This is a genomic window from Wolbachia endosymbiont of Diaphorina citri (assembly GCF_013096535.2).
Lineage (GTDB): Bacteria > Pseudomonadota > Alphaproteobacteria > Rickettsiales > Anaplasmataceae > Wolbachia.
This window is the reverse complement of record NZ_CP051265.2, coordinates 934,818-955,813: the sequence shown is the minus strand read 5'-3', so window position 1 is coordinate 955,813 and position 20,996 is coordinate 934,818. Positions and strand designations below refer to the sequence as shown.

Genomic DNA, 20,996 nt, shown 5'->3' with positions numbered 1-20,996 from the left:
AAAATGACAGCACAAAGAAAAAAAATATCTTTGATTGGTGCAGGAAATATCGGTGGGACTCTTGCCCATGTGATTGCACTAAGAGAGCTAGGAGATGTTATTTTGCTTGATGTAAGCGATGGAATACCACAAGGTAAAGCGCTTGACATTACAGAATCATCTCCTATTGATCGATATAATATCAATATTACTGGTACAAATAGGTATGAAGATATAAAAAACTCTGACGCAATTATAATAACTGCTGGCATTGCCAGAAAACCTGGAATGAGCAGAGATGACCTTCTGCAAACTAATGCTGCAGTAATGAAAGAGGTTGGGGAAAATATTAAAAAACATTCTCCAAACGCATTTGTAATAGTGGTTACCAATCCTTTAGATGCTATGGTTTCAGTAGTATACAAATCTTCAAGTCTGCCAACTAATATGATTGTTGGTATGGCAGGAGTGCTTGACTCTGCTCGTTTTCGTTATTTTCTTGCAAGTGAGTTAAATATTTCTGTCGAAGATGTATCTGCTTTTGTGCTTGGAGGACATGGTGACACTATGGTACCACTAATCAATTATGCTTCAATTGCTGGCATTCCACTTACCCAAATCATTGAGATGGGTTTGATTACGCGAGGAAAAGTTGATGAAATAGTTGAGCGCACTCGTAATGGTGGAAAAGAAATAGTTGATCTACTTAAATCTGGATCTGCATACTATGCTCCTGCATCTTCAGCCATAAGCATGCTAGAATCATACTTAAAAGATAAAAGGCGTATATTACCATGCGCTGCTTATCTTAATGGTGAATATGATGTGAAAGACTTATTCATTGGTGTTCCTACTATTATTGGCAAAAATGGAGTTGAGAAAGTTCTAGAAGTTCAAATCAACGATAGTGAACAAGAGATGTTTTATAAATCTGTAAGTGCAGTAAAAGAGCTCTGTCAGCTAAATTAATTGCCCTATAGAATTTCTTTGAGCTCAAGCTTCGAAAACAGTCTAAAAAAATTATTTGTAGTTATTTTTGCTACTTGTTTCGGCGATTCATTCCATAATTCTGCTAAACAATTCACAACATATTTCACCATTGCCGGTTCATTTTTTCTTCCTCTGTAAGGCTCAGGAGATAGATAAGGTGCATCAGTTTCAACTAAAACACGCTCACGTGGCACATTTTGTGCAATTTCTCTTAGTAAGTTCGCATTTTTAAAAGTAATAATTCCAGAAAATGAAATGTATAATCCCAAGTCCATAGCCTTATAAGCAAGCTCTTTAGAAGAAGCAAAGCAATGCATTACTCCACTAAAAGCGTCCTTCTTCATTTCTGAATTTAACATATCAATCATCTCACTATCAGCATTTCTAGTGTGAATAACTAAAGGTAATCCTGTTACTTTTGCCGCTTCTATATGTGATGCAAAACTTTTTTTTTGATTGCTTTTATTATCAGATTTATAAAAATCTAATCCGGTTTCACCGATACTAATTACCTTTTTGCCCTTAGTAAATTCAATCAATTCATCAGCATTTATATATTCACCTTTTTCCACATTAGTATCAAGCGGATGTATACCAACGGAGCAGTAGACTTGATCATAGGATGAAGAGATTTTTAATAATTTAGGGATATCATTAATGCTTATACATATGTTATGCAAAATTCTCACACCATTTTGCTCTGCTCTTGAAATTACCTTTGGTATTTCATCATCAGAAAAATAAATTAGATGACAATGAGAATCAACTATCATAAATAGATCCTTTTATGATAGAAGAAAACTCTTCTATCACTTTTTTATAAACTTCTTTTTTGAACGGTATGGCACTGGCTACCAAATCATCCACATTTTGCCAACGCCACTCTTTGAACTCTGGATGATCAGTATAGTTAATATTAATATCCTTATCCTTCCCACAAAATTTCATTAAGAACCACCTTTGCTTTTGGCCAGAATATCTCCCATTCCAACATATCGGTATAACTTCCTCGGGTAAGTTGTAATATATCCACTCTTTATTTTGAGCCACAACTTCTGCTTCATCAGTACCAACTTCCTCCAATAGCTCACGTAGCGCTGCCTGCTCTAGCTCTTCACCTTCATCAACTCCTCCTTGTGGCATCTGCCAATAAGAGTCACTATCAAAACGTTTTCCAATAAAAATATTTCCCTGTTTGTTAAATAACATTATGCCAACACAAGGGCGATACTCTTTCTCCTCACTAATCACAAATACTCTCTATTGCTAAATTATCTATCATAGAAGTTCCAACTACTTTTTTACTATTCATTTTTTCAACAATTTTTTTTTGCAACTTCCTTTCATTTGTAAATATATAATGCTTTATGGTATTTTTCCAATATTGCTAACATATTCTCTCTAATCACAAAAATTTTTTCTCATATTTCACTTGTAACCTCAGTTTTTCTGAAATCAATCATATCAAATATGCTATTATTAAACAGGTTATTGTCTACTATCACTCCATCAATAATATTACACAGCTCTTTTGCAATCGTAAGTTTGCCATTACCCGAAAATCCGATTAAGTAAATGATCATACCATCAGAAAACTATCATATATTACAAATATATGTATTATAAACGTTACACTAGAAGCATATCAAAAATAGTTCATATTCAGAAATTTTGAGTGTATCATTACAGATAAATTATATAATTTAGAATAATGAATGGTGATACAGAATCAATAAAAAATACAATTGTAGATGTAATAGATCAAAACAAAGGTCAAGATATAGTTACTTTTGATGTACAGAATAAAACTGTCATTGCAAAATATATGATCATTGCATCCGGTGATTCGAGCCGCCATGTAAAAGCATTAGCTGAGCACGTGATGAAAAATCTCAAGCAATATGATAAAATAGATGTAGAAGGTATGGATGAAGGTAACTGGGTGATTGTGAATTTTCAAGGTATAATGGTTCACCTATTCAGGCCAGAAGTAAGAGAATATTATAAGATAGAAGAGTTATGGAATTGATTATCCAGGTAGCTGGTATACACTTGCTCAAATGTTGTAATTTTGAAGGCAACCCTTATGAAGTTGGTGGTGTCATTCCAGTGCTTGACACTGGAATCTAGAAAACTTAATCATAAACGAGCACACTATACAACATTTTTGATGAAATTTCATAATAAACTGGATTTCAGCGTCAAGCACTGGAATGACGCCATCGTTAACAACACCATTTACACACAAAATAACATATTATGAAACATAAATCTGAGTTTTTAAACTTCATTCAAGAAAGAGGATACCTATATCAATGTACAAACATTGACGGGTTAGACCAGCTATTATCACAAGATAATTATATAATTGCATACATTGGGTTTGATTGTACGGCACCAAGTTTGCATATTGGCAGTCTCATTCAAATCATGATGCTCCGTCACCTACAAAAATTCGGTTATAAGCCAATAGTTCTACTTGGAGGTGGCACAACAAAAATTGGTGACCCATCTGGTAAAGACAAAGCAAGAAGCGTCTTGCCGATAGAAGATATCAATCAAAATATACTTGGTATAAAGAAAACCCTCGAGAAGATGATATCTTTCAATGATGGAAAAACCGGTGCAATCATAGTAAACAACGCAGATTGGTTAGATAACATAAAATATATAGACTTTTTGCGTGATATAGGGGCACATTTTTCTGTAAATCGCATGTTAGGCTTTGATAGTGTGAAAATTAGGCTAGACAGGGAGCAAAATCTAAGCTTTCTCGAGTTTAACTACATGTTGTTACAAGCCTATGATTTTGTCGAGTTGAATAAAAAGTATGGCTGTCGTCTCCAGATTGGAGGGTCAGACCAATGGGGAAATATAGTAAACGGAATTGAACTTGGCAAAAAGTTGAATTTATCTGAGCTGTTTGGTCTTACCACACCTCTTTTATTAAACGCACAAGGAAAAAAGATGGGCAAAACTGAAAGTGGGGCATTATGGCTTGATGGCAGTATGTTAAAGCCTTATGACTACTGGCAATATTTTCGCAATGTTGATGATCAAGATGTTGGTCGTTTCTTGAGACTTTTCACTGATTTACCAACTGATGAAATTAAAAAACTAGAGTCCTTGAAGGATCAAGAAATAAATGAAGCAAAAAAGGTCTTGGCAACAGAAGTGACAAAAATATGTCATGGTTGCAAAGAAGCTGAACTTGCACGATCTGCTGCAATCTCTGCTTTTGAAAATGAAGACAGTTCATTGCTTTCTAGTTACACTATTACAAAAGAACAAATCGCAAATGGTATACCCTTGATAGACCTGCTGTATGACACCAGTTTTGAACCTTCAAAAGGTGCAGCAAAGCGTTTAATACAGGGAAATGGATGTAAAGTTAATGATAATACTATAAACGATGTTAACTATACAATAAACTCTGAAAGCTTTAAAGGTCAGCCATTTATCAAATTATCTGCAGGAAAGAAACGTCATATAAAAGTTGTGCTGGATGAAGTAAGAAAGTAAATTTGTATCTGTTCAGCAGAGTGGTAAAATAAGGTAGGCGGAAAAAGACAACTACAGGAACAAATGGGTATTATACGAGTAGCTGATACTTCCTTTCGCACAAAAATATTGTAAAGAGCTTTCGTATTTATCAACTTAGTACCTGATCTAAAATCTCAACACTAGGAAACCTTACTATAAAGTAATGCTAGCACTTTCTTCATGCACATTTGTTAAGACTGCTACTCCATCAACTTTAGTATTAGGCTTTAACAGTTTATATGTTACACTGCCAACCGTTAGTGCTGCTACTGTAATTGCAACCACTGCTATAACTATAGGTATGAACTCAGCTGTCACTGTTCGAGCTGCAAAAAGTGCTACTGATATAGCAGCACCTAATAATGTAGCTGCTCCAGCAGCAATCTGCCCTTTCTTAATTGCTGGACGATTAAGATAGTGTAAAGGAGTCTCTCCACACATATCTACTGAATTAACATCGGCACCTTTTTTTATTAGAGCATCTACCATGACCATATTGCCACGTAAAGCAGCCCAATGTAAAGGAGTTCTTCTAAATGTATCTACTACATTAACATCGGCACCTTCTTTTATTAGAACATCTACCATGACCATGTTGTCACATAAAACAGCACCACATAAAGGAGTCTCTCCCCACATATCTATTGAATTAACATCGGCACCTTTTTTTATTAGAATATTTGCTATGTTTATACTTTTAAGATGAGTAATCTCATGTAAAGGAGTCTCTCCTCCTGCACCTTTTTCATTAACATTTGCACCTTTTTCTATGAGAGCGTTCACTATATTTTCTAGGTCACAGGAAGCAGCTAAATGCAAAAGAGTTACTTTTTCACCATCTTTAAACACATAATTTATATCAAAGCCAGACTTTTCCCACTCTTCATATTCCTTTGAATATCTTTTCAGCTCATTTTGTATTTTTTCAACTACGTTATCTTTGCTTAAATCTTTGTCAACATTAACTAAACTCAATAATTCGTGCCAATTTGAAATTTCCATTGCCATAACCTTACCTTTAATTTTCAATAATATATTTAATTATATGATAAGAAGTCAATTTGAATAAATTACACATACATGGAACTTATCAGATAAATATATAATATGAACTAGATTCCAGCGGGCTTTGTTGCATCACTATCTATGAAAGGCTAACTATACAAGCAGCTTATTGAAAATCTTATTTTTTGCAATCAATCTGACCAAATTTAAGAATAGTAATTTATTATTTGTACTAGTAAATTTAATTCTACTTAAAATAGCTAAAGCATTGAAATTCTTGAATTCTAGCTAGATTAGTGAATAATAGTAAAACTTCTTTTACTTAAATTTAGATATTTACTGACTGTCCTTACTATAAATGCTAGAATAATAAGCTATTGATATTCTACATTTTTATCTTTTATCCATCGTAGATAGCGATGCAACAAAGTCCAATAGCGTCAACTTAAGGAAAGATGTTAAGGAGTAAAATACTGTAAAAAATAGGACCTTTGGTTTCTATTTTATTTCAATAAAGAAGATATCAGTAAAGCTTATCTATTAAGGTGTCACATAGAGGAGTGCTATAAACGACCCAAAGTAGAAGCAGAATTAGAGAATTTTTCTGGGATAAATTTAGAAACAAGAATTTTGTGCAAACTTGGTCATGCGCAATATTTCATATGTGTTATTCACAAGGGCCTTGGAACCCAGATCAAATTGCTGAGTATCGTTTAAATTTTTCAGTTTTATTTGGTATAATGAAACAAAAACTTTATCAGGTGCTTGTTGGAACCAAAAAATTTTCAAGCCCTTTTTAAGTATAAGCACTAAAGTTAACGTGAAGATTGTATAGCTGCAATAAAGTAGATAAGCCTAAACGCCATCATGTCTTTAGGAGAGCTTGCTAATTTATTCTCTTAAGTTAACGCCATTGCCTGAACAGATACATAAAAAAGTAGTACTTGCAAGAAAGAGTTACCTAAGAAATTAATTAATTTTGCTATTTTCTCTAACATATCTAGAAGAAATAGATACATTATCTAATGCAGTCCTAATACTAGAATTGTTCTCATTAACAACTACAGCTAGCTCAAAAGCATTCAAAGTACATCTACCATATGGAAACAGTACAGTACTTACTTCAGTAAATGCATCTTGTATCATGCCACTATTTCGAGCTCGTATTAAAATAGAATTGACACATTCATTATTACCTTTATATATAGCAAGGGCAATTGGTTTGATGACATACATCATACCTGGAAGCTGCACAATATCTTTAGAAGTAAGGATATTTCGCAGTGTATCACTATTTTGAGCCCGTATTAAAATAGAATTGATACATTCGTTATTGCCTTTATATATAGCAAAGTTAAGTGGCGTTAAAGCACACACTCTAATACCTAAATACTGTACAATATTTCTAGAATCAAGGATATCTTGTAATATACCATTTTCCTGGGCTTTTGTTAAAATATCATTAATATATCTTGGCTTATTGTGATGTATGGCAAAGCCAAGTGATGTTAAGGTGTACATCGAACCATTTTGATAGTTTATAATATTTGCAGCAGTAAGAATATCTTGTAGTATACCATTGTTTTGAGCCTGTTCTAAAATAGAATTAACACATTCATTATTGTCTCTATGTATAGCTAGGCTAAGCAGTGTTAAAGTGCGTCCTCCACCTCTTGGAAATCGTGTAGTATATCCAGTGATAAGAACTTTTAGTAAATCATTTCCTGAAACTGCTTTCAAGATATCGCTGATGCTCCTTCTATTCCATATGGACTTTTTTAGCTGAAAATATAAATATTTTTGTTCTTGTGTTAAGTTTTGTTGATTTAGCATATTTTTGTAACCCCGCTTTAAAGTTAATGTAGTTTAATTATTAAAATTAATGTGTCAATATACACTGGAGTAATATTAAAGGGTTTTTGTAGAGAGCGTATATAGACGATAATGAATTGGTGGAAGTAACGCCGAAATCTATACGTCTGCGCAAGCGTGCAGGAAGGAAGAAGAATAAGGAGTAATCAGAAAGTAGTGCTTGTTTACAAGTACTACTTAATAATTTAATTAAATTCTGCTATTTTCTTGCAGTCTAGGAAAAATAGATGCATTAACTAATCTACTGTTAATATCAGCTTTATCCCTATTTATAGTTTTATATAGCCCAGAAGTACTTAAAGTATCTGTATCAAGAGTATTTTCAGCAACAAGGATGTCTTTCATTATACCACCTTCTTGAGCTTTTGTTAAAATAGGATCAATGTATTGATCATAATTTTCGTATATAGCATAGACAAGTGGTGTGAAGGTATGTATCAGATCTCCATGTTGTTGAGTATATGTAGTAGTAAAAACTGCTAATAAATTATCGACTGAAGTTGCTTACAAGATATCACTAATGTTCTTTCTAATCTGTATTGCATTTTTCAATTGATAATACAAATTATGTTGCTCTTGTGTTAAGTTTTGATTGTTCAACATATTTTTTATAACCTCACTTCAAAATAAATGTGGTTTAATTATTGCATATTAATATTAAAGAAGTTTTATAATGGGTATATTCATGTTCTAGAAAAATACACAATGATTAACGAAGAAGTTGTAAGAAAGAGCTTAGCAAAGGTCATAGAACGAGAAAATGACAAAGATGTTGGCATAGTATCCTCAATTGTTATTAAGGGCAAAGATGTTAGCTTCGCACTTGAGGTTACTGAAGCAAATGAAGAATTAAGAAGAAATTGTGAGGAAGCTGTTAAGGCGATACCGGGAGTAGGAAAGGTTACTGTAGTCTCTACTGGCCAAAAACAAACTAGGCAGCAAAAAGCTAAACTTCACATCGAAGGAGTAAAAAATATAATTGTCGTTGCCTCTGGTAAAGGAGGTGTGGGCAAGTCTACAGTTGCGCTAAATCTTGCTCTTTCACTCGCAAAATTAAAGCATAAAGTTGCGCTAGTTGATGCAGATATATATGGTCCTTCGATTCCTAAAATGCTTGGTACTGAAAAATTAAAACCAGAAATACAGAATGGAAAAGCAACGCCTATAGAGAATTATGGCCTCTATACTATTTCAATTGGCTATTTTATTGATAAGGGCTGCGCAGCAATATGGCGTGGACCTATGATCACAAAAGCACTTTACAATTTGCTAATGGGAACAAGGTGGTCTGATATAGAATATTTAATCATTGATACACCACCTGGAACCGGTGATGTGCATTTAAGTCTGATGGAGAATTTTAGCTTAACTGGGGCAATAATAGTTTCCACTCCACAGGAGGTTGCTTTAATTGATGCACGAAAAATTTATGATATGTTCAAAAAGCTCAGCGTGCCAATTATCGGCATTGTGGAAAATATGAGCTATTTTGTTCAAGACAGTTCAAAAATATACATATTTGGAAAAGATGGTACAAAAAAAATGTCTGAAGAGTTAGAAATCAAACTCTTGGGCAGAATTCCCCTGGATTCACAAATATGTCGTGCTTCTGATTGTGGAGACCCTTCAATGCTAAGTGAGGATTTAGTAAGGATTTATGAAGGCATTGCTAAAGATGTTAGGTCTTGTGTATGCAGTCCATAAAGTTTGTTTAACTACTTTTAAAACAGGTAGAATGTAATTTTAGGTGAATAAAATATTTCAAATGGCAGCAGCTACCTCGTATCTGAACAGACAATAAACTTCTTGGATAACTTAAGAAACAAGTAGTAGAAGCAATATTAGGGAAGGTATGAATTTTGAGCAGGTAAATAAACTTGATGAAGAGAAGCTTCGAAGACTAAGAGGAGTAAAAAGAAAAACATTGGAAAAATAATAGAAATTTTAATAGAGGAAGAGGCCAAGAAAAAGGCAAAAGGAGGAAAACCAAATAAACAATGCATATTTATTAATAGCACTCGAATATTTGTGTAAATACCGTACATATTTCCATATAGCGCAAAGCTATGGAATAAGTGAAAGTGCTTGCTAACGGCTGAATAGAAGATGCATTGATAAAACATCCAGATTTCAGGAAGATAAAGAGCTATTAAAGTTAAATAGGGGTATGCAAAAGTTTTATAAAAATGTTCAACTCCCCCATAGAAGATCAAAAAATATCCTTAGGTTATCCAAGAAGTCTATTGTTGGTAAACATAAAGGCTATTTGCCTTTTTATCTAGGTTATATAGGAGGTCTAATATTTATTGTCGAGTGTGATTTTAGGCATTTCTGCTAAAACGCAACTTTTAAATCGCCAAAATTTCTCCTTACCTTTACTAATTCCGATTCTTGGAGTGCACACATAATCTGGTTTGAGGTGATATTCATAGAGACAAAATTCATGACTTACAGTAAGGTCTTGTTTATTATGTTCTTTTGTAATGTTTAGTCTTTTGCACAGTATTCCTGGTCCTCCTAAGTTTTCTTCAAGTGGTTCAGTGAGCTTTAATCCTCGTATTAATACTGCTGCTGGAAATCCTTCTGCTTCTGTTACAATATTTAGACAATAATACATTCCATATATAAAATATACGTATGAAAACCCTGGCGTACCAAACATTACTGAAGTTCGACTAGTATATCCTCTTGCTGCGTGACAAGCTGGATCATCCATTCCTATATATGCTTCAACTTCAGTTATTATTCCCCTAAAATTAAAGAATTTTAGCGTTTTTCCTAAAAGCTCCCCAGCTACGGTTAAAGTTGGTCGTTCATAGAAATTTCTTGGTAGTATTGTGTTGTTCATCATAGAAGTATAAGTTACTTACATTTGTAAGCAACTTATACTATTTTTGCTTTTTCTCATTTATCTAGTCAAAAATACATCTTGAGAAGTAGAAGTTGGTGTTATTGTTGCATTTTCCATACTTGTTGTAGGCTGCTGCAGAACTTTAACTGATTCAGAGCTTCTTTGTTGCAGTTGTGGTGCTAACGCTTCATATAAAGATTTTGGTTCACGTCTCTTACCTATTTTGACTTCTTTATTTGCACGCAACTGCTCTGCAGTAACACCGTTGCCTTCAAGGAGAGTTACACCATTCTTACCATCAATGTTAACTTTAACTTTGCATTCTCTTCCATCAACATACCACTTTAAAGTCATTTCATATAACCCACTAATTATTTCATAAACTCTTTCCTCATTATCACTATCATTATTAATATAGCAACATGCCCCTCTCTTTTTTTCTTGATTAGGATGACAAAATGTAATTGTTCTTACACCATACTCTTTACATATACTACCGCCTAGAAGTTTAGCTATATCTACTCCTTCTTTATTGGTATGTAGCACAACTCTCACGGTGGGGTAAACAATATTACCTTCCCTTTTGCCTTCTTTTATCATTATGGATCCTATAGTATGATTTTTCATACCTTCAGATATCTCTGCTTTAATTTGGTCAGCAATTTTACCTATGATCTCTTTGCCATGATAGTAAGATTCTCCTTTCTTCGGAGAAAAAGGCTCTTTGTTCGTAGTATTAGTGTCTGGATCATTCTGTAACTCAAAGAATTCATCCCATTCTTCATCATTGTCTAATTTGATATATCCACGCTTATTCTTGCCTGATGCTGCATTCTGAATACTAGATGATCCTTCTGTTACAGTTGTACCAGAGCTATTGCTTTTACCTTTTAGAAGAACAAGATGCTCTTCTGACCTTTCTTCCTTACTCAACTTTGAAGCTGCATCACCAAAAGAAGGTTTCTCTACTATATGCGTGTAAGAATTTTTAACTCTACTCTCATTATCAAGTACTGTAGTAGCCCACAAAAGCTTTTTAATATGATCTAACATATGCCACCTCTTACCATTAACAAAATATTAGCATACAAATTTTGTCATAATTCATCAACAACTAATTTATCATAAATAAAATGAGCTGCTAAAAAGGTATAAATTGAGGTTAGGTAAAGCTTTTGGTATAATACCTAGTCAATTTGGATAGGCAAGTGATCTTAGCTACAAAGACGTTCTTTATCTCATTTATTTTTGGGTTTATTCTCTTTCCCTATTTTATAAAACTTCTAAAAAAGATAAGTAAAGATGGACAACCAATCAGATCATATGGACCAGAAAGTCATTTAATAACAAAAAAGAATATACCACCTATGGGTGGAATAATAATACTCACTTCTGCTCTACTACCAATTCTGTTTTGGATTCAATTAACACCAGAAATTTCATTGCTGATATTTATAACTCTATTTTTTGCTCTGCTTGGATTTATTGATGACTGTTTAAAATTGAAGACAAATCACCACCGAGGTTTAAGTGCGAAAACCAAAATACTCGTTCAGTTTGCCGTTGCTCTGGTCGGTATGTTTATACTTAAGCTACAAACTGCTGAAGGTTTCACAAAAACTTCCTTATTTCAAGAAATAGTAATCGACCTTGGCTATCTATATCTTCCGTTTGCTGCATTTGTAATTGTCGGCTCTGCTAATGCTGTGAATCTCACAGATGGCCTAGATGGCCTTGCTGCAACTCAAGTCATTACTTCTTTTGCTTCTTTGGGGCTAATTGCATACATCACTCAGACAGATGTAAACATTACTTTATTCTGCATTGCATTTATAGGAGCTATTTTAAGTTTCTTGTGGTTTAACACACATCCAGCAAAAATATTTATGGGTGATGTTGGAAGCCTATCAATCGGTGCAGCTTTAGGACTCACTAGTGTTCTAATTAAAAAAGAAATGCTTTTTGCCGTTATTGGAATAATCTTTGTAATAGAGACTTTATCTGTGATTATTCAGGTATCATATTTTAAATATACAAAATTTAGATATGGAGCAGGAAGAAGAATTTTCCTTATGACACCAATACATCATCACTTTGAAAAGAAAGGGTGGTCAGAAAATACAATAGTTATAAAATTTTGGATAATTTCTATTGCTTGTTCGATTTTTGCTTTAACTTTCTTATTATAGGAATTATGAAATATCCAGACTTTTCATTAGAAAATACATTATCAGGAATTATAGCAGGAGTAGATGAAGTAGGAAGAGGTCCGCTTGCCGGTCCAGTGATATCTGCAGCTGTAATATTTACTGATAGAGATACGGTTATTGATGGAATAAACGACTCAAAAAAGCTAACCCCTAAGTGTAGGCAAGTTCTATACGAAAAAATAACGTCTGTTGCAAAATTTGGTATAGGAATGGCAAGCGTAGAAGAAATAAACTCATACAATATTTTGCAAGCAACAAAGCTTTCAATGAAACGTGCATTGGCAAACTTGAATCTAGAACTAGATTATGTGCTAGTTGATGGTAATCAACCACCTGAAGTAAAATGGCAAGTAAAATCTATAGTGAATGGTGATAGCTTAAGTATATCAATCGCAGCTGCTTCAATCGTTGCAAAAGTTACAAGAGATCGGCTTATGGAAGAATTGCATAATAAACATCCTCAATATAATTGGCATAAAAATAAGGGATATGGAACAAAAGAACACCTCAGCGCTATTGGCCTTCATGGAATTACGAAGCACCATAGAAAGAATTTTGCACCTATAAGAACCCCAGTTGAGGATTAGAAGTCAGTGAAAAAGCCAGGAAAATAGGGTAAACTCCGGAAACATATTATCAAAAAATAGAGAGGTTACCCATGAATAAAAATGTAACAGAATTATTTTGCTTTGTAGACGATTTTTGCAAGGCTATAAACAAAAATTTCGCAGAAAAACTCCTGCCAAACAGTAAAAAACCTACCAGAACGCCAGGGATTACGCATTCTGAAATTCTTACTATAATTTTACTTTATCAACAATCTAGATGTGAGGACTTTAAATCTTTCTATACATATTATTTGAAAGCACTACATGGATCTGAGTTTCAAAATTTGCCAACATATAGTAGATTTATTAGGCTAAAAGGTATTTAGTGCTCTTGTTAAAGTGGCTTTGTGAGCAGTCAAAAATGACCGGAATTTCGTACATAGATGCAACTTCTATCGCTGTTTGCCATCCAAAAAGAATCTCAAGAAACAAAGTTTTCAAAGGATTGGCAAAGCTTGGAAAGACTACATATGGCTGGTTTTTGGGTTTTAAATTGCATATGGTAATTAATGAAAAAGGTGAAATTCAAGGAGTTACAATGACTAAAGGTAACGTTGACGACAGAAAACCAGTACCAAAATTAACTGAAAAACTGACTGGTCTTTTGTTTGGTGATAAGGGCTATATAAAGAAAGAGCTCTTTGCAAAACTCTTCGATAGAGGAATAAAACTCGTTACCAAAGTAAAAAAAGGTATGAAAAATACATTAATGCTTCTTGAAGAAAAGATTTTTTTAAGAAAAAGGTCGATTATTGAAACAGTTTTTGGTTACCTCAAAAACAGACTTGATCTTGAGCATTCAAGACACAGGTCTCCAATAAATTTCTTGGTGCACATCTTTTCCACATTAGTTTCATATTCTATGAAGCCTAAAAAGCCCTCTATTTCTACATTTTACTGTATTGATTAATCCGCAACTGGGGTTATATACAGGTATAACGTCAAATTTGACTAAACGAATTTGGGAACACAAAAGCAAAGCCATCTCTGGTTTTACGTCAAAGTACAATATTTGTAAATTAGTCTATTTTGAAGAATTTCAAGACATAAATTTAGCAATTAGTAGAGAAAAACTCCTAAAAAGCTGGCAGAGAAAATGGAAAATAAACTTAATTGAAAAAACAAATCAAGAATGGAAAGATTTATATGATGAAATCTTATCTGGATGACAGTGTCTGAGTACACAACTTTATGAATACTGTAATCAAACAGACCAGGAAAGATGTCATAAAAGTAGCTAACACTGCCGACATCCACTCTTCTTTTTTCTCCTGGATTCCAGTACTGGGATGACGAAGCTACTTTAATGACAAGAAAGCAATGGTCTGACATACATCTGAACGGATACATAAACTTTCATTCACAATTCGTCCTCAAATAGTCTAATTTCCTTTAGCTATGAAATACAGCAAGATGATTTTTTACTAATTGATGTACGCTTTTTTGCAGAACACTGGTCAGACTGTGATACAGACGGTTGGTCAAATGTTGTTTTGGGCTTATTAAAAAAAGATCGTGTTGAAGATCGTGCTGAAGATCGTGCTGAAGAAGCGCCAAAGCCACTATCTTTACCCGAAGCACCATCCCCACCTTTATCTTCACCACAGTAGTTGGGACTAAGGAATTTGCTTAAGTTTCCAGCATGTGATTTCTTAGGTGAATCATCAAAGCCACTATCTACACTTGGTACATCTATCTCTGCTTCTTCTTCAGAAGGGTCAAGAGTTTGTGGTTTCATAGCTCGCACACGCGCAGGATCAATGGATAGTTTATAATCCTCATTGATTACAGAGCTCTCTATGATCTTATCCATCACACAGTAAGCAATGTCTGGGTTAGCAAAATCTATTCCGTACAATCCTTTACTATCACTATTCAATAGAGACTTCTGCGAAGTATAAGCTTCAACATTATTTAATACATCCATACCAAACATATTATTAACATGATTCACTTCTTCTCTTGTTAAATATCTAGTACCATTACTATCATTTACAATAGGAGTTAAAACTGAATCTTCATCACCCCCTAAGTAAGAATTACGCACCATAAAATCAACTTGTATGTTTGCTTTACGAAACAAATCAACCACTGTAAATTTCATCATGTCATTAACTCCAATCTCGCCTTGTGGAGTATCAAAACAACGACCTGTCAAGTGTGCTTCATGCCTTACTATGTCTTTGATGAATTTAAGATCATCAAAAACGCCTTTCTTTAGATATACATAATTCCCCTTCTCTTCTAAAAAATCCTTAAATCTTTTAGGACTATTTTCATAACTTTCCATTCTCAATAAGAATGATTTTACAAAAGAGTCTTGTAATTCTTGATCATCAAAGCCCTTACAGTATAAATAAGATTTTCTGTCAAAGCTCACATCGAATACATTGTCATTCACATAATCTTCATCAGGATGATCGTCTATAATACGTGCTATTGTAAATCGTATAAGTTCATTAGCTAGCAAATATTTTAGATTACAAACTACCTCTTTTTCAATTGGCACTGAAAACCTATGTCTGCTATTATCTGTAGTCCATTTTCCTTGATTAAAGTTAAAAGGAAAAGAGTCTGTATAAAAGAGATCATTGGCAGCACTTTCATCTCCACAAAACTTTTCTACTATGCTCTCTCTCATATTGCTCAAGTACTCTCTGCGCTGATCAATATTCATATTTTTATCAAATGAGAGAACAACATGATCTTTTTCTATAGTGAGATTAGTAATAGCAGTATTATCAGAAAGAAGAACACTATTAAACGCTTTTACTAATTCTCGATTTATTTTACTTTTATTAGGCATAACGCCACCCCCCTAAACTAATATAATTATTTACTGCTGCCCTGACCACTAGATTGATTTTTCTTTCTTTCCTCTTCACGTCTAATCATGTCTCTAAAATCATCTATTTTCTTTGGATTTATTTTACTCAGATCAACCCTTCCTCCTCCTGGAGCAGTATTATCAAATACTCTTTTGTCTGAACCATTGTTACCATGCATATCAACCTCTAAATTAAAATATTATGTAATGAGTATATTAAGAATCAATTATCAGCACAAGCAGTTTTTTTGCATAAACTTTATTTATCATTTTTATATTTCTGGATCCCAGTGCTTGCACTGGGATGACAAGAGAGTAGGTAATGGGATGAATGTCATTCCAGCACTTGATGCTGGAATCCAGATAAAAACCAGTGTCACGCACTGGGATGACATCAAAGGGCTACTTAAATGACACCCTTTTAAAATTGGCATGACAATAAAGATGAGCAGCACACACTAAAAAAAAGCACTCCGAAATCACACGCAAATTAAAGAGAACCTTTACACACCTCTCTCTTTGACTGAAGAAGCGTGGTTTTCAACTCTTACACCACCAGTTAATCCTCCTGGCAGTTCCACAGCAGCATTAGCAGCTTTTTGCTGACTCTTAGCAGAAGGCTCTTTTATTCGTTTCGTCCCATAAGTATCCCTCTCTTTGTTATTTCTTCTAATTCTCCTGTGTTCCTTTTGCTGTGGAGCAGGTGGACAGACAGCTAGCTTTGGTTTTTCAGTTTTCTCTTCTTTTTTATTCACTTTTTCCTGTTTTTGTACTTCACTATTTTTGTGATTTATAACAGGTTTAGGCGGAATGTTCACTAATTTTTCTATAGGCTTTGGTAAAAGAGCACGTTCTTGCTTACTCAGAGTGATTGGCATTGGAACTTGAGATGAAAAATCAAATAGGGAAATTGGTGTGATTTCATTCACTTTTGTTTCTACTTCTTTACGAACTTCTTTTGATTCTGTTTTTTCTGCTTTTTTGTTTTCCTTTTTCTCGGTTGCATCTTGCTCTACTACTGCTGCTAAATCAACTGCAAAAATTTCTGCAAACATTGCAATAACAAAGCCAACAAAGAAAGTTTGAAGCTTCAATTTTAAATTTTGCAACGCTTGCAAACGTTCGAGTATTGCTATTTCCTCTTCCGGAGATAACCCACCACTGAGTAATTTCTCCTGCAATTCTTTTATCTCTTTGTCTAGCCTTTTATCCCAACTTAAATCTTTTTTGAAGATCTTTTTGACTAATTCCTTAAACTTATCACGCAAAAACTTAATTATCGAAAGAAGCAGATTTTTCTCTTTCTTCTCCTTGAGCATTTTGTAGACTCTCGGATCTACATTTACTTCAAAAAGATTAAAGAGGGATTCAAAGAAATTTGCGAATACCCCTTGATTATTATCAGTAAAGTAATCCTCATTATCTTTTATCTGTAGCTCTACTTGAGATAATGTTTCATCAATGCAACTCGCAGCCTGACGCTCAAGCTCTATTTTCTTGAACTCAGCTTTCCTAGCAAGCTCCTCAATGAATCCTTTTAATTCATTGAGCTTCTGCTCTGCAGAGAGATCTTGCTCCCTGATTCGATTAATGAAGATTGAGCTACCGTCTTCCTCGTTGTTATTGATTAAAAAATTTTCTATTGCTTTTTCTCCATTAATTGAATTACTGTTTCTATAATTGTTTACAAAGCTTTTTACCATTTTATCTTAAGTCTATAAAACGCAATAACTCAATCTTACAATATGAAGTATTTAATAAGTATTAATCTTAAAAAATATCAACAAATTATTGAGATTTTTACATTTATGCCATATAAAGACTATCATATATTATGTAATATTTCAAGAACATATTCACTATAATAGAAGACTTTCTTATTTGCCTCAAAAACACCTACAAATCATATAATAAGAGAATATTATAATGTTGAGTGTAATATTATACAATGTATAAAATATATTATAATGCTAGCATACTACTGAATTGATGCTGAGATATTCCTTTGCTTGATCAGTTAAAACACGTCCTCTTGGTGTGCGCTTTACAAAACTGACCTTGATTAAATAAGGTTCTACTGTTTCTTCAATATTGCCAACATCTTCAGATAGTGCAATAGATATGGTGTCAATTCCAACAGGTCCTGAGGTGTTAAACAAAAATCTCAGATAATCCATATCTAATTTATTTAGTCCCATTTTATCTATACCCAATTTTGATAGTGCAGAACCGGCAATTTCACAGGTAATTTTTTTATCATCTTTGACTTCAACAAAATCTCTTATTCTTCTGAGTAATCTCAAAGCAATTCTTGGAGTACCGCGGGCACGGCAAGCAATTTCCTGCACAGCATCCTTTTCGATTTCAGCACAAAGAACTCTTGCACCTCTTTTTATAATATCAACCAGTTCCTCAAAAGAATAAAACTCAAGATGCAGGGGAATACCAAAACGATCCCTCAGCGGTGCAGAAAGCAGTCCAAGCCGTGTTGTTGCCCCAATCAGTGTAAATGGTGGTAAATCTATTCTTAAAGTTCTGGTAGATGTGCCCTCACCTACTAGTATATCTAGGCAAAAATCTTCCATAGCAGTATATAAAACTTCCTCAATGCTACGATTTAATCTATGGATCTCATCGATAAATAGAACATCTTTTGCATTTAAAGTAGTGAGAACTGCAGCTAAGTCCCCAGCTTTACTAAGCAATGGACCAGAAGTTGCACGAAAGCTAACCCTTAACTCCTTAGAAACAATTTGTGCTAAAGTTGTTTTGCCAAGCCCTGGAGGACCATAGAGCAATACGTGATCCAAAGCTTCAGCTCTCGTCTGTGCAGCATTTATAAACACTTTTAAATTTTGTATTAAGTCTTTTTGCCCGACAAAATCATCAAGTTGCTCAGGCCTGATATTTAAATTACGTACATCTTCAGAGTATTCCTTACTACATGATATTGACTTCATATTGTTTTAAGCGCCATACGAATAATATCTTTAGTGTCCAAGTTTGGTGATTCATCTTCTATTTTTTTTATTGTATCATAAGCTTTTGTTCTTTCATATCCAAGATTGATCAAAGCTGAAAGAGCATCTTCACTAATTGAGTGAAAATGATCGTTATTTATCTCTAATTTACTTACTTTGCCATTCAGCTCAGTAATAATTCGATTTATGAGTTTCAGGCCAAGTCCACTCACCTTAAGTGCTAGTTTATCCTCGTTTATAATTGCCAAAAACAGTTGCTCTGGAGTTAATTTGCTCAAAATTGACATTGCGGTTTTATAGCTGACACCGCTCACTTTAACTAATAAACGCAGACACTGCTGTTCTTCTTTACTTATAAAGCCATATAGCTGAGCAACGTTTTCTCTGCTATTTGCATAAGTGTCGATAAGTAATTTTACTCTACTTCCAATCGAACAAGTACTTAAAATTTTGGCTGAAAGATATACTATATAGCCAACATCATTCACATTCAGTATTATGTGATCGCTGCATACTTCATCAATTATTCCACTTAGATTTCCTATCATTTTTAGTACTTTATAAAGTTCAGTTTAAATGCTCCTGAATCTTAGGTCAAGCAAACGAACATTATAGCAGTGGTTCCAGTTTCAATCATTGCAGACAGGTTTGCAGGAAATCTATTTGAATATATTATTCCGGACCAGTATGTGACTGGACCACGGAGTTACTTTAGCATCAGAATTGCGATCTATTAACTAAGTAATAGAAATTTCTATCTTTGGTGGAATAAAGGTAATTGTTTGCTGTTCGCGAAAATATTTGCATAATTTAAGTAACATTACTTGATAAGAATTAACTATGGAGCTTAATAAGATTGCAGCATCGATTTTACTTTCTGGATTAATAATTATGATAGTTAGTAATGTAGTTGATATGCTCTATAACCCAGAGGATTATAAAATTGAACACCAAACAATAGTAGCAGCCAGCAATGAGCCTCAGCAAAAGATTGAACAAGTGGCATTTGATATTGGGGAGCTCATGCAAAATGCTAGCTTTGAAAAGGGGAAGTCAGCAGCAAAAAAATGTATAGCTTGCCACAGTTTTGAGAAAGGTGGAATGAATAAAGTAGGACCAAACTTGTGGAACGTAGTTGGAAATAAAAAGGCCCATCTTGGCAATTCGTTCAATTACTCAAAAGCACTGCTTGAAAAAGGTGGAATATGGGGATATGAAGAATTATTTACTTTTTTAAAAAATCCAAAAGCCTATATAAAAGGTACACGTATGGCATTTGCAGGCATTTCCAATCCACAAGAAATTGCAGATCTAGTCAGCTATTTGCGTTCGGTGAGCGATAGTCCGGTTGCCTTGCCAAAGTAGTATGGATTATTGTAAATTACTTAATGGAAGTAATGACCATATAGCATATCGAAAGCTACAAGGAAAGAAAGCTTCCATAGTTTTTTTTGGTGGTTTTGCATCCAATATGGATGGAACTAAAGCAACTGCCATTTACAAATTTTGCCAAGAAAATGATGTAGCACTTGTGCTCTTTGATTATTTTGGCCACGGTAATTCAAGCGGTGACTTCGCTGATTATACAATAAGTGATTGGCAAAAAAATTGTGCTAAAGTGATAAGCGAATTAACTAGCAGCAAACAAATAATTATAGGCTCAAGTATGGGGGGATGGCTGATGTTGCTCACTGCTCTTCAATTTCCAGAAAAAACTGCAGCGCTAATTGGTATATCGTCTGCTCCTGACTTCACTGAAGATTTAATATTTAATCAATTGTCGGGTAGGCAAAAAGAAGAGCTATGTTCTAAAGGTGTAATAGATTTTACTTCAGGGCACTGCGCATACAAAATAACTAAAAATTTGATCGAGGATGGCAGAAAGAATCTCCTTTTAAATCAAGAAACAATAGATATAAACTGTCCTGTGCGTTTATTGCATAGCATTAACGATAGAGATATTCCTTATCAAATTTCATTAAATTTAGCTAAAAAAATCAAATCAACAGACGTTGCAGTACACTTAATAAAATCAGCAGAGCACAATATGTCTGATAATCATTCACTGAAAATTTTATTTAAGACCATCAGAGAATTTTTACCAGAAGAAATATATAATTGAGGTAGCTC

At 33.9% G+C, this 20,996-nt stretch carries 22 protein-coding genes and 4 pseudogenes; 13 read left to right on the top strand and 13 right to left on the bottom strand.

Annotated features, from left to right (window positions below):
- Window positions 1–3: 3 nt before the first annotated feature.
- Window positions 4–948, top strand: a complete 945-nt coding sequence (gene mdh / locus HGO49_RS04415) for a malate dehydrogenase (protein ID WP_017532370.1) — start codon at window positions 4–6, stop codon at window positions 946–948.
- Between the two features lie 5 nt (window positions 949–953).
- Here mdh and HGO49_RS04410 read toward each other — a convergent pair whose 3' ends face one another.
- The 3 genes from HGO49_RS04410 to HGO49_RS07345 all read right to left on the bottom strand — a co-directional run bounded on the left by HGO49_RS04410 (window position 954) and on the right by HGO49_RS07345 (window position 2,552).
- On the bottom strand, window positions 954–1,742 hold the full coding sequence (locus HGO49_RS04410) for a TatD family hydrolase (protein ID WP_017532369.1): 789 nt from the start codon (window positions 1,740–1,742) through the stop codon (window positions 954–956).
- Complete coding sequence (locus HGO49_RS04405; protein WP_007302261.1) at window positions 1,732–2,220, bottom strand: RNA pyrophosphohydrolase; 489 nt, start codon at window positions 2,218–2,220, stop codon at window positions 1,732–1,734. Before HGO49_RS04405 ends, HGO49_RS04410 begins: the two co-directional genes overlap by 11 nt.
- A 170-nt stretch (window positions 2,221–2,390) precedes the next feature.
- Window positions 2,391–2,552 (bottom strand): hypothetical protein, encoded by a 162-nt coding sequence (locus tag HGO49_RS07345; RefSeq protein ID WP_017532367.1) that lies wholly within the window; start codon window positions 2,550–2,552, stop codon window positions 2,391–2,393.
- A gap of 128 nt (window positions 2,553–2,680) precedes the next feature.
- Between HGO49_RS07345 and rsfS the strand changes: the two genes are divergently transcribed.
- Window positions 2,681–2,998: a ribosome silencing factor gene (rsfS, locus tag HGO49_RS04395; protein WP_007302263.1), complete on the top strand. Its 318-nt coding sequence runs from the start codon at window positions 2,681–2,683 to the stop codon at window positions 2,996–2,998.
- 230 nt (window positions 2,999–3,228) lie between these two features.
- A complete protein-coding gene (gene tyrS / locus HGO49_RS04390) occupies window positions 3,229–4,491 on the top strand; it encodes a tyrosine--tRNA ligase (protein ID WP_017532365.1) in 1,263 nt (420 codons plus the stop codon).
- Window positions 4,492–4,665: 174 nt separating this feature from the next.
- Here the strand turns inward: tyrS and HGO49_RS04385 are convergent, their stop codons facing one another.
- Window positions 4,666–5,520: an ankyrin repeat domain-containing protein gene (locus tag HGO49_RS04385; protein ID WP_017532364.1), complete on the bottom strand. Its 855-nt coding sequence runs from the start codon at window positions 5,518–5,520 to the stop codon at window positions 4,666–4,668.
- A gap of 504 nt (window positions 5,521–6,024) precedes the next feature.
- Here HGO49_RS04385 and HGO49_RS04380 point away from each other — a divergent pair.
- A pseudogene (locus HGO49_RS04380) lies at window positions 6,025–6,407 on the top strand (IS4-like element ISWosp8 family transposase); the annotation flags it as partial.
- Between the two features lie 79 nt (window positions 6,408–6,486).
- Here HGO49_RS04380 and HGO49_RS07340 read toward each other — a convergent pair.
- Window positions 6,487–7,350 carry a WD_0033/WD_0034 family tandem repeat-containing protein gene (locus tag HGO49_RS07340; protein WP_017532362.1) on the bottom strand — a complete coding sequence of 288 codons (864 nt, stop codon included), beginning with the start codon at window positions 7,348–7,350 and terminating at the stop codon, window positions 6,487–6,489.
- A gap of 95 nt (window positions 7,351–7,445) precedes the next feature.
- On the opposite strand from HGO49_RS07340, the pseudogene HGO49_RS07550 reads away from it, so the two are divergent.
- Window positions 7,446–7,535: pseudogene (locus HGO49_RS07550) on the top strand (hypothetical protein); the annotation flags it as partial.
- 43 nt (window positions 7,536–7,578) lie between these two features.
- On the opposite strand, the gene HGO49_RS04370 reads toward HGO49_RS07550, so the two are convergent.
- The gene (locus tag HGO49_RS04370) at window positions 7,579–7,734 is read right to left on the bottom strand and encodes a hypothetical protein (protein ID WP_017532361.1); all 156 of its coding nucleotides are present in this window, start codon (window positions 7,732–7,734) and stop codon (window positions 7,579–7,581) included.
- 360 nt (window positions 7,735–8,094) lie between these two features.
- Between HGO49_RS04370 and HGO49_RS04365 the strand changes: the two genes are divergently transcribed.
- Both HGO49_RS04365 and HGO49_RS07335 read left to right on the top strand, forming a co-directional pair.
- The gene (locus HGO49_RS04365) at window positions 8,095–9,093 is read left to right on the top strand and encodes an Mrp/NBP35 family ATP-binding protein (RefSeq protein WP_017532360.1); all 999 of its coding nucleotides are present in this window, start codon (window positions 8,095–8,097) and stop codon (window positions 9,091–9,093) included.
- A 148-nt stretch (window positions 9,094–9,241) separates the two neighbouring features.
- Window positions 9,242–9,478: pseudogene (locus HGO49_RS07335) on the top strand (helix-turn-helix domain-containing protein); the annotation flags it as partial.
- Between the two features lie 207 nt (window positions 9,479–9,685).
- Here HGO49_RS07335 and HGO49_RS04355 read toward each other — a convergent pair.
- Both HGO49_RS04355 and HGO49_RS04350 read right to left on the bottom strand, forming a co-directional pair.
- Window positions 9,686–10,237 (bottom strand): DNA-3-methyladenine glycosylase, encoded by a 552-nt coding sequence (locus tag HGO49_RS04355; protein ID WP_017532359.1) that lies wholly within the window; start codon window positions 10,235–10,237, stop codon window positions 9,686–9,688.
- Between the two features lie 60 nt (window positions 10,238–10,297).
- Entirely contained in the window at window positions 10,298–11,293 is a 996-nt protein-coding gene (locus tag HGO49_RS04350; RefSeq protein WP_017532358.1) for a hypothetical protein, read from the bottom strand.
- Window positions 11,294–11,448: 155 nt separating this feature from the next.
- Here HGO49_RS04350 and mraY point away from each other — a divergent pair, with 155 nt between their 5' ends.
- From mraY to HGO49_RS04330, 4 genes and pseudogenes are all read left to right on the top strand, one after another.
- On the top strand, window positions 11,449–12,429 hold the full coding sequence (gene mraY / locus HGO49_RS04345; RefSeq protein ID WP_026092679.1) for a phospho-N-acetylmuramoyl-pentapeptide-transferase: 981 nt from the start codon (window positions 11,449–11,451) through the stop codon (window positions 12,427–12,429).
- 5 nt (window positions 12,430–12,434) lie between these two features.
- Window positions 12,435–13,037, top strand: a complete 603-nt coding sequence (locus tag HGO49_RS04340) for a ribonuclease HII (RefSeq protein ID WP_017532356.1) — start codon at window positions 12,435–12,437, stop codon at window positions 13,035–13,037.
- A 71-nt stretch (window positions 13,038–13,108) separates the two neighbouring features.
- Window positions 13,109–13,968: pseudogene (locus tag HGO49_RS04335) on the top strand (IS982 family transposase).
- Window positions 13,961–14,227, top strand: coding sequence for a GIY-YIG nuclease family protein (locus HGO49_RS04330; RefSeq protein ID WP_172758380.1), 267 nt, complete (start codon window positions 13,961–13,963; stop codon window positions 14,225–14,227). The pseudogene HGO49_RS04335 and the gene HGO49_RS04330 overlap by 8 nt, the downstream one beginning before the upstream one ends.
- A 227-nt stretch (window positions 14,228–14,454) precedes the next feature.
- On the opposite strand, the gene HGO49_RS04325 is transcribed toward HGO49_RS04330, so the two are convergent.
- From HGO49_RS04325 to ruvA, 5 genes are all read right to left on the bottom strand, one after another.
- Complete coding sequence (locus tag HGO49_RS04325; RefSeq protein ID WP_172758381.1) at window positions 14,455–15,864, bottom strand: hypothetical protein; 1,410 nt, start codon at window positions 15,862–15,864, stop codon at window positions 14,455–14,457.
- A 26-nt stretch (window positions 15,865–15,890) separates the two neighbouring features.
- Complete coding sequence (locus HGO49_RS04320) at window positions 15,891–16,064, bottom strand: hypothetical protein (protein WP_017531996.1); 174 nt, start codon at window positions 16,062–16,064, stop codon at window positions 15,891–15,893.
- Between the two features lie 324 nt (window positions 16,065–16,388).
- Window positions 16,389–17,588: a hypothetical protein gene (locus HGO49_RS04315; RefSeq protein WP_172758382.1), complete on the bottom strand. Its 1,200-nt coding sequence runs from the start codon at window positions 17,586–17,588 to the stop codon at window positions 16,389–16,391.
- 267 nt (window positions 17,589–17,855) lie between these two features.
- Window positions 17,856–18,845 (bottom strand): Holliday junction branch migration DNA helicase RuvB, encoded by a 990-nt coding sequence (gene ruvB, locus HGO49_RS04310; protein WP_017531994.1) that lies wholly within the window; start codon window positions 18,843–18,845, stop codon window positions 17,856–17,858.
- The gene (ruvA, locus tag HGO49_RS04305) at window positions 18,842–19,414 is read right to left on the bottom strand and encodes a Holliday junction branch migration protein RuvA (protein ID WP_017531993.1); all 573 of its coding nucleotides are present in this window, start codon (window positions 19,412–19,414) and stop codon (window positions 18,842–18,844) included. Before ruvA ends, ruvB begins: the two co-directional genes overlap by 4 nt.
- A 292-nt stretch (window positions 19,415–19,706) precedes the next feature.
- Here ruvA and HGO49_RS04300 point away from each other — a divergent pair, with 292 nt between their 5' ends.
- Window positions 19,707–20,231 carry a c-type cytochrome gene (locus HGO49_RS04300; protein ID WP_017531992.1) on the top strand — a complete coding sequence of 175 codons (525 nt, stop codon included), beginning with the start codon at window positions 19,707–19,709 and terminating at the stop codon, window positions 20,229–20,231.
- A 1-nt stretch (window position 20,232) separates the two neighbouring features.
- Window positions 20,233–20,988, top strand: a complete 756-nt coding sequence (locus HGO49_RS04295) for an alpha/beta hydrolase (RefSeq protein WP_017531991.1) — start codon at window positions 20,233–20,235, stop codon at window positions 20,986–20,988.
- Window positions 20,989–20,996 lie beyond the last annotated feature (8 nt).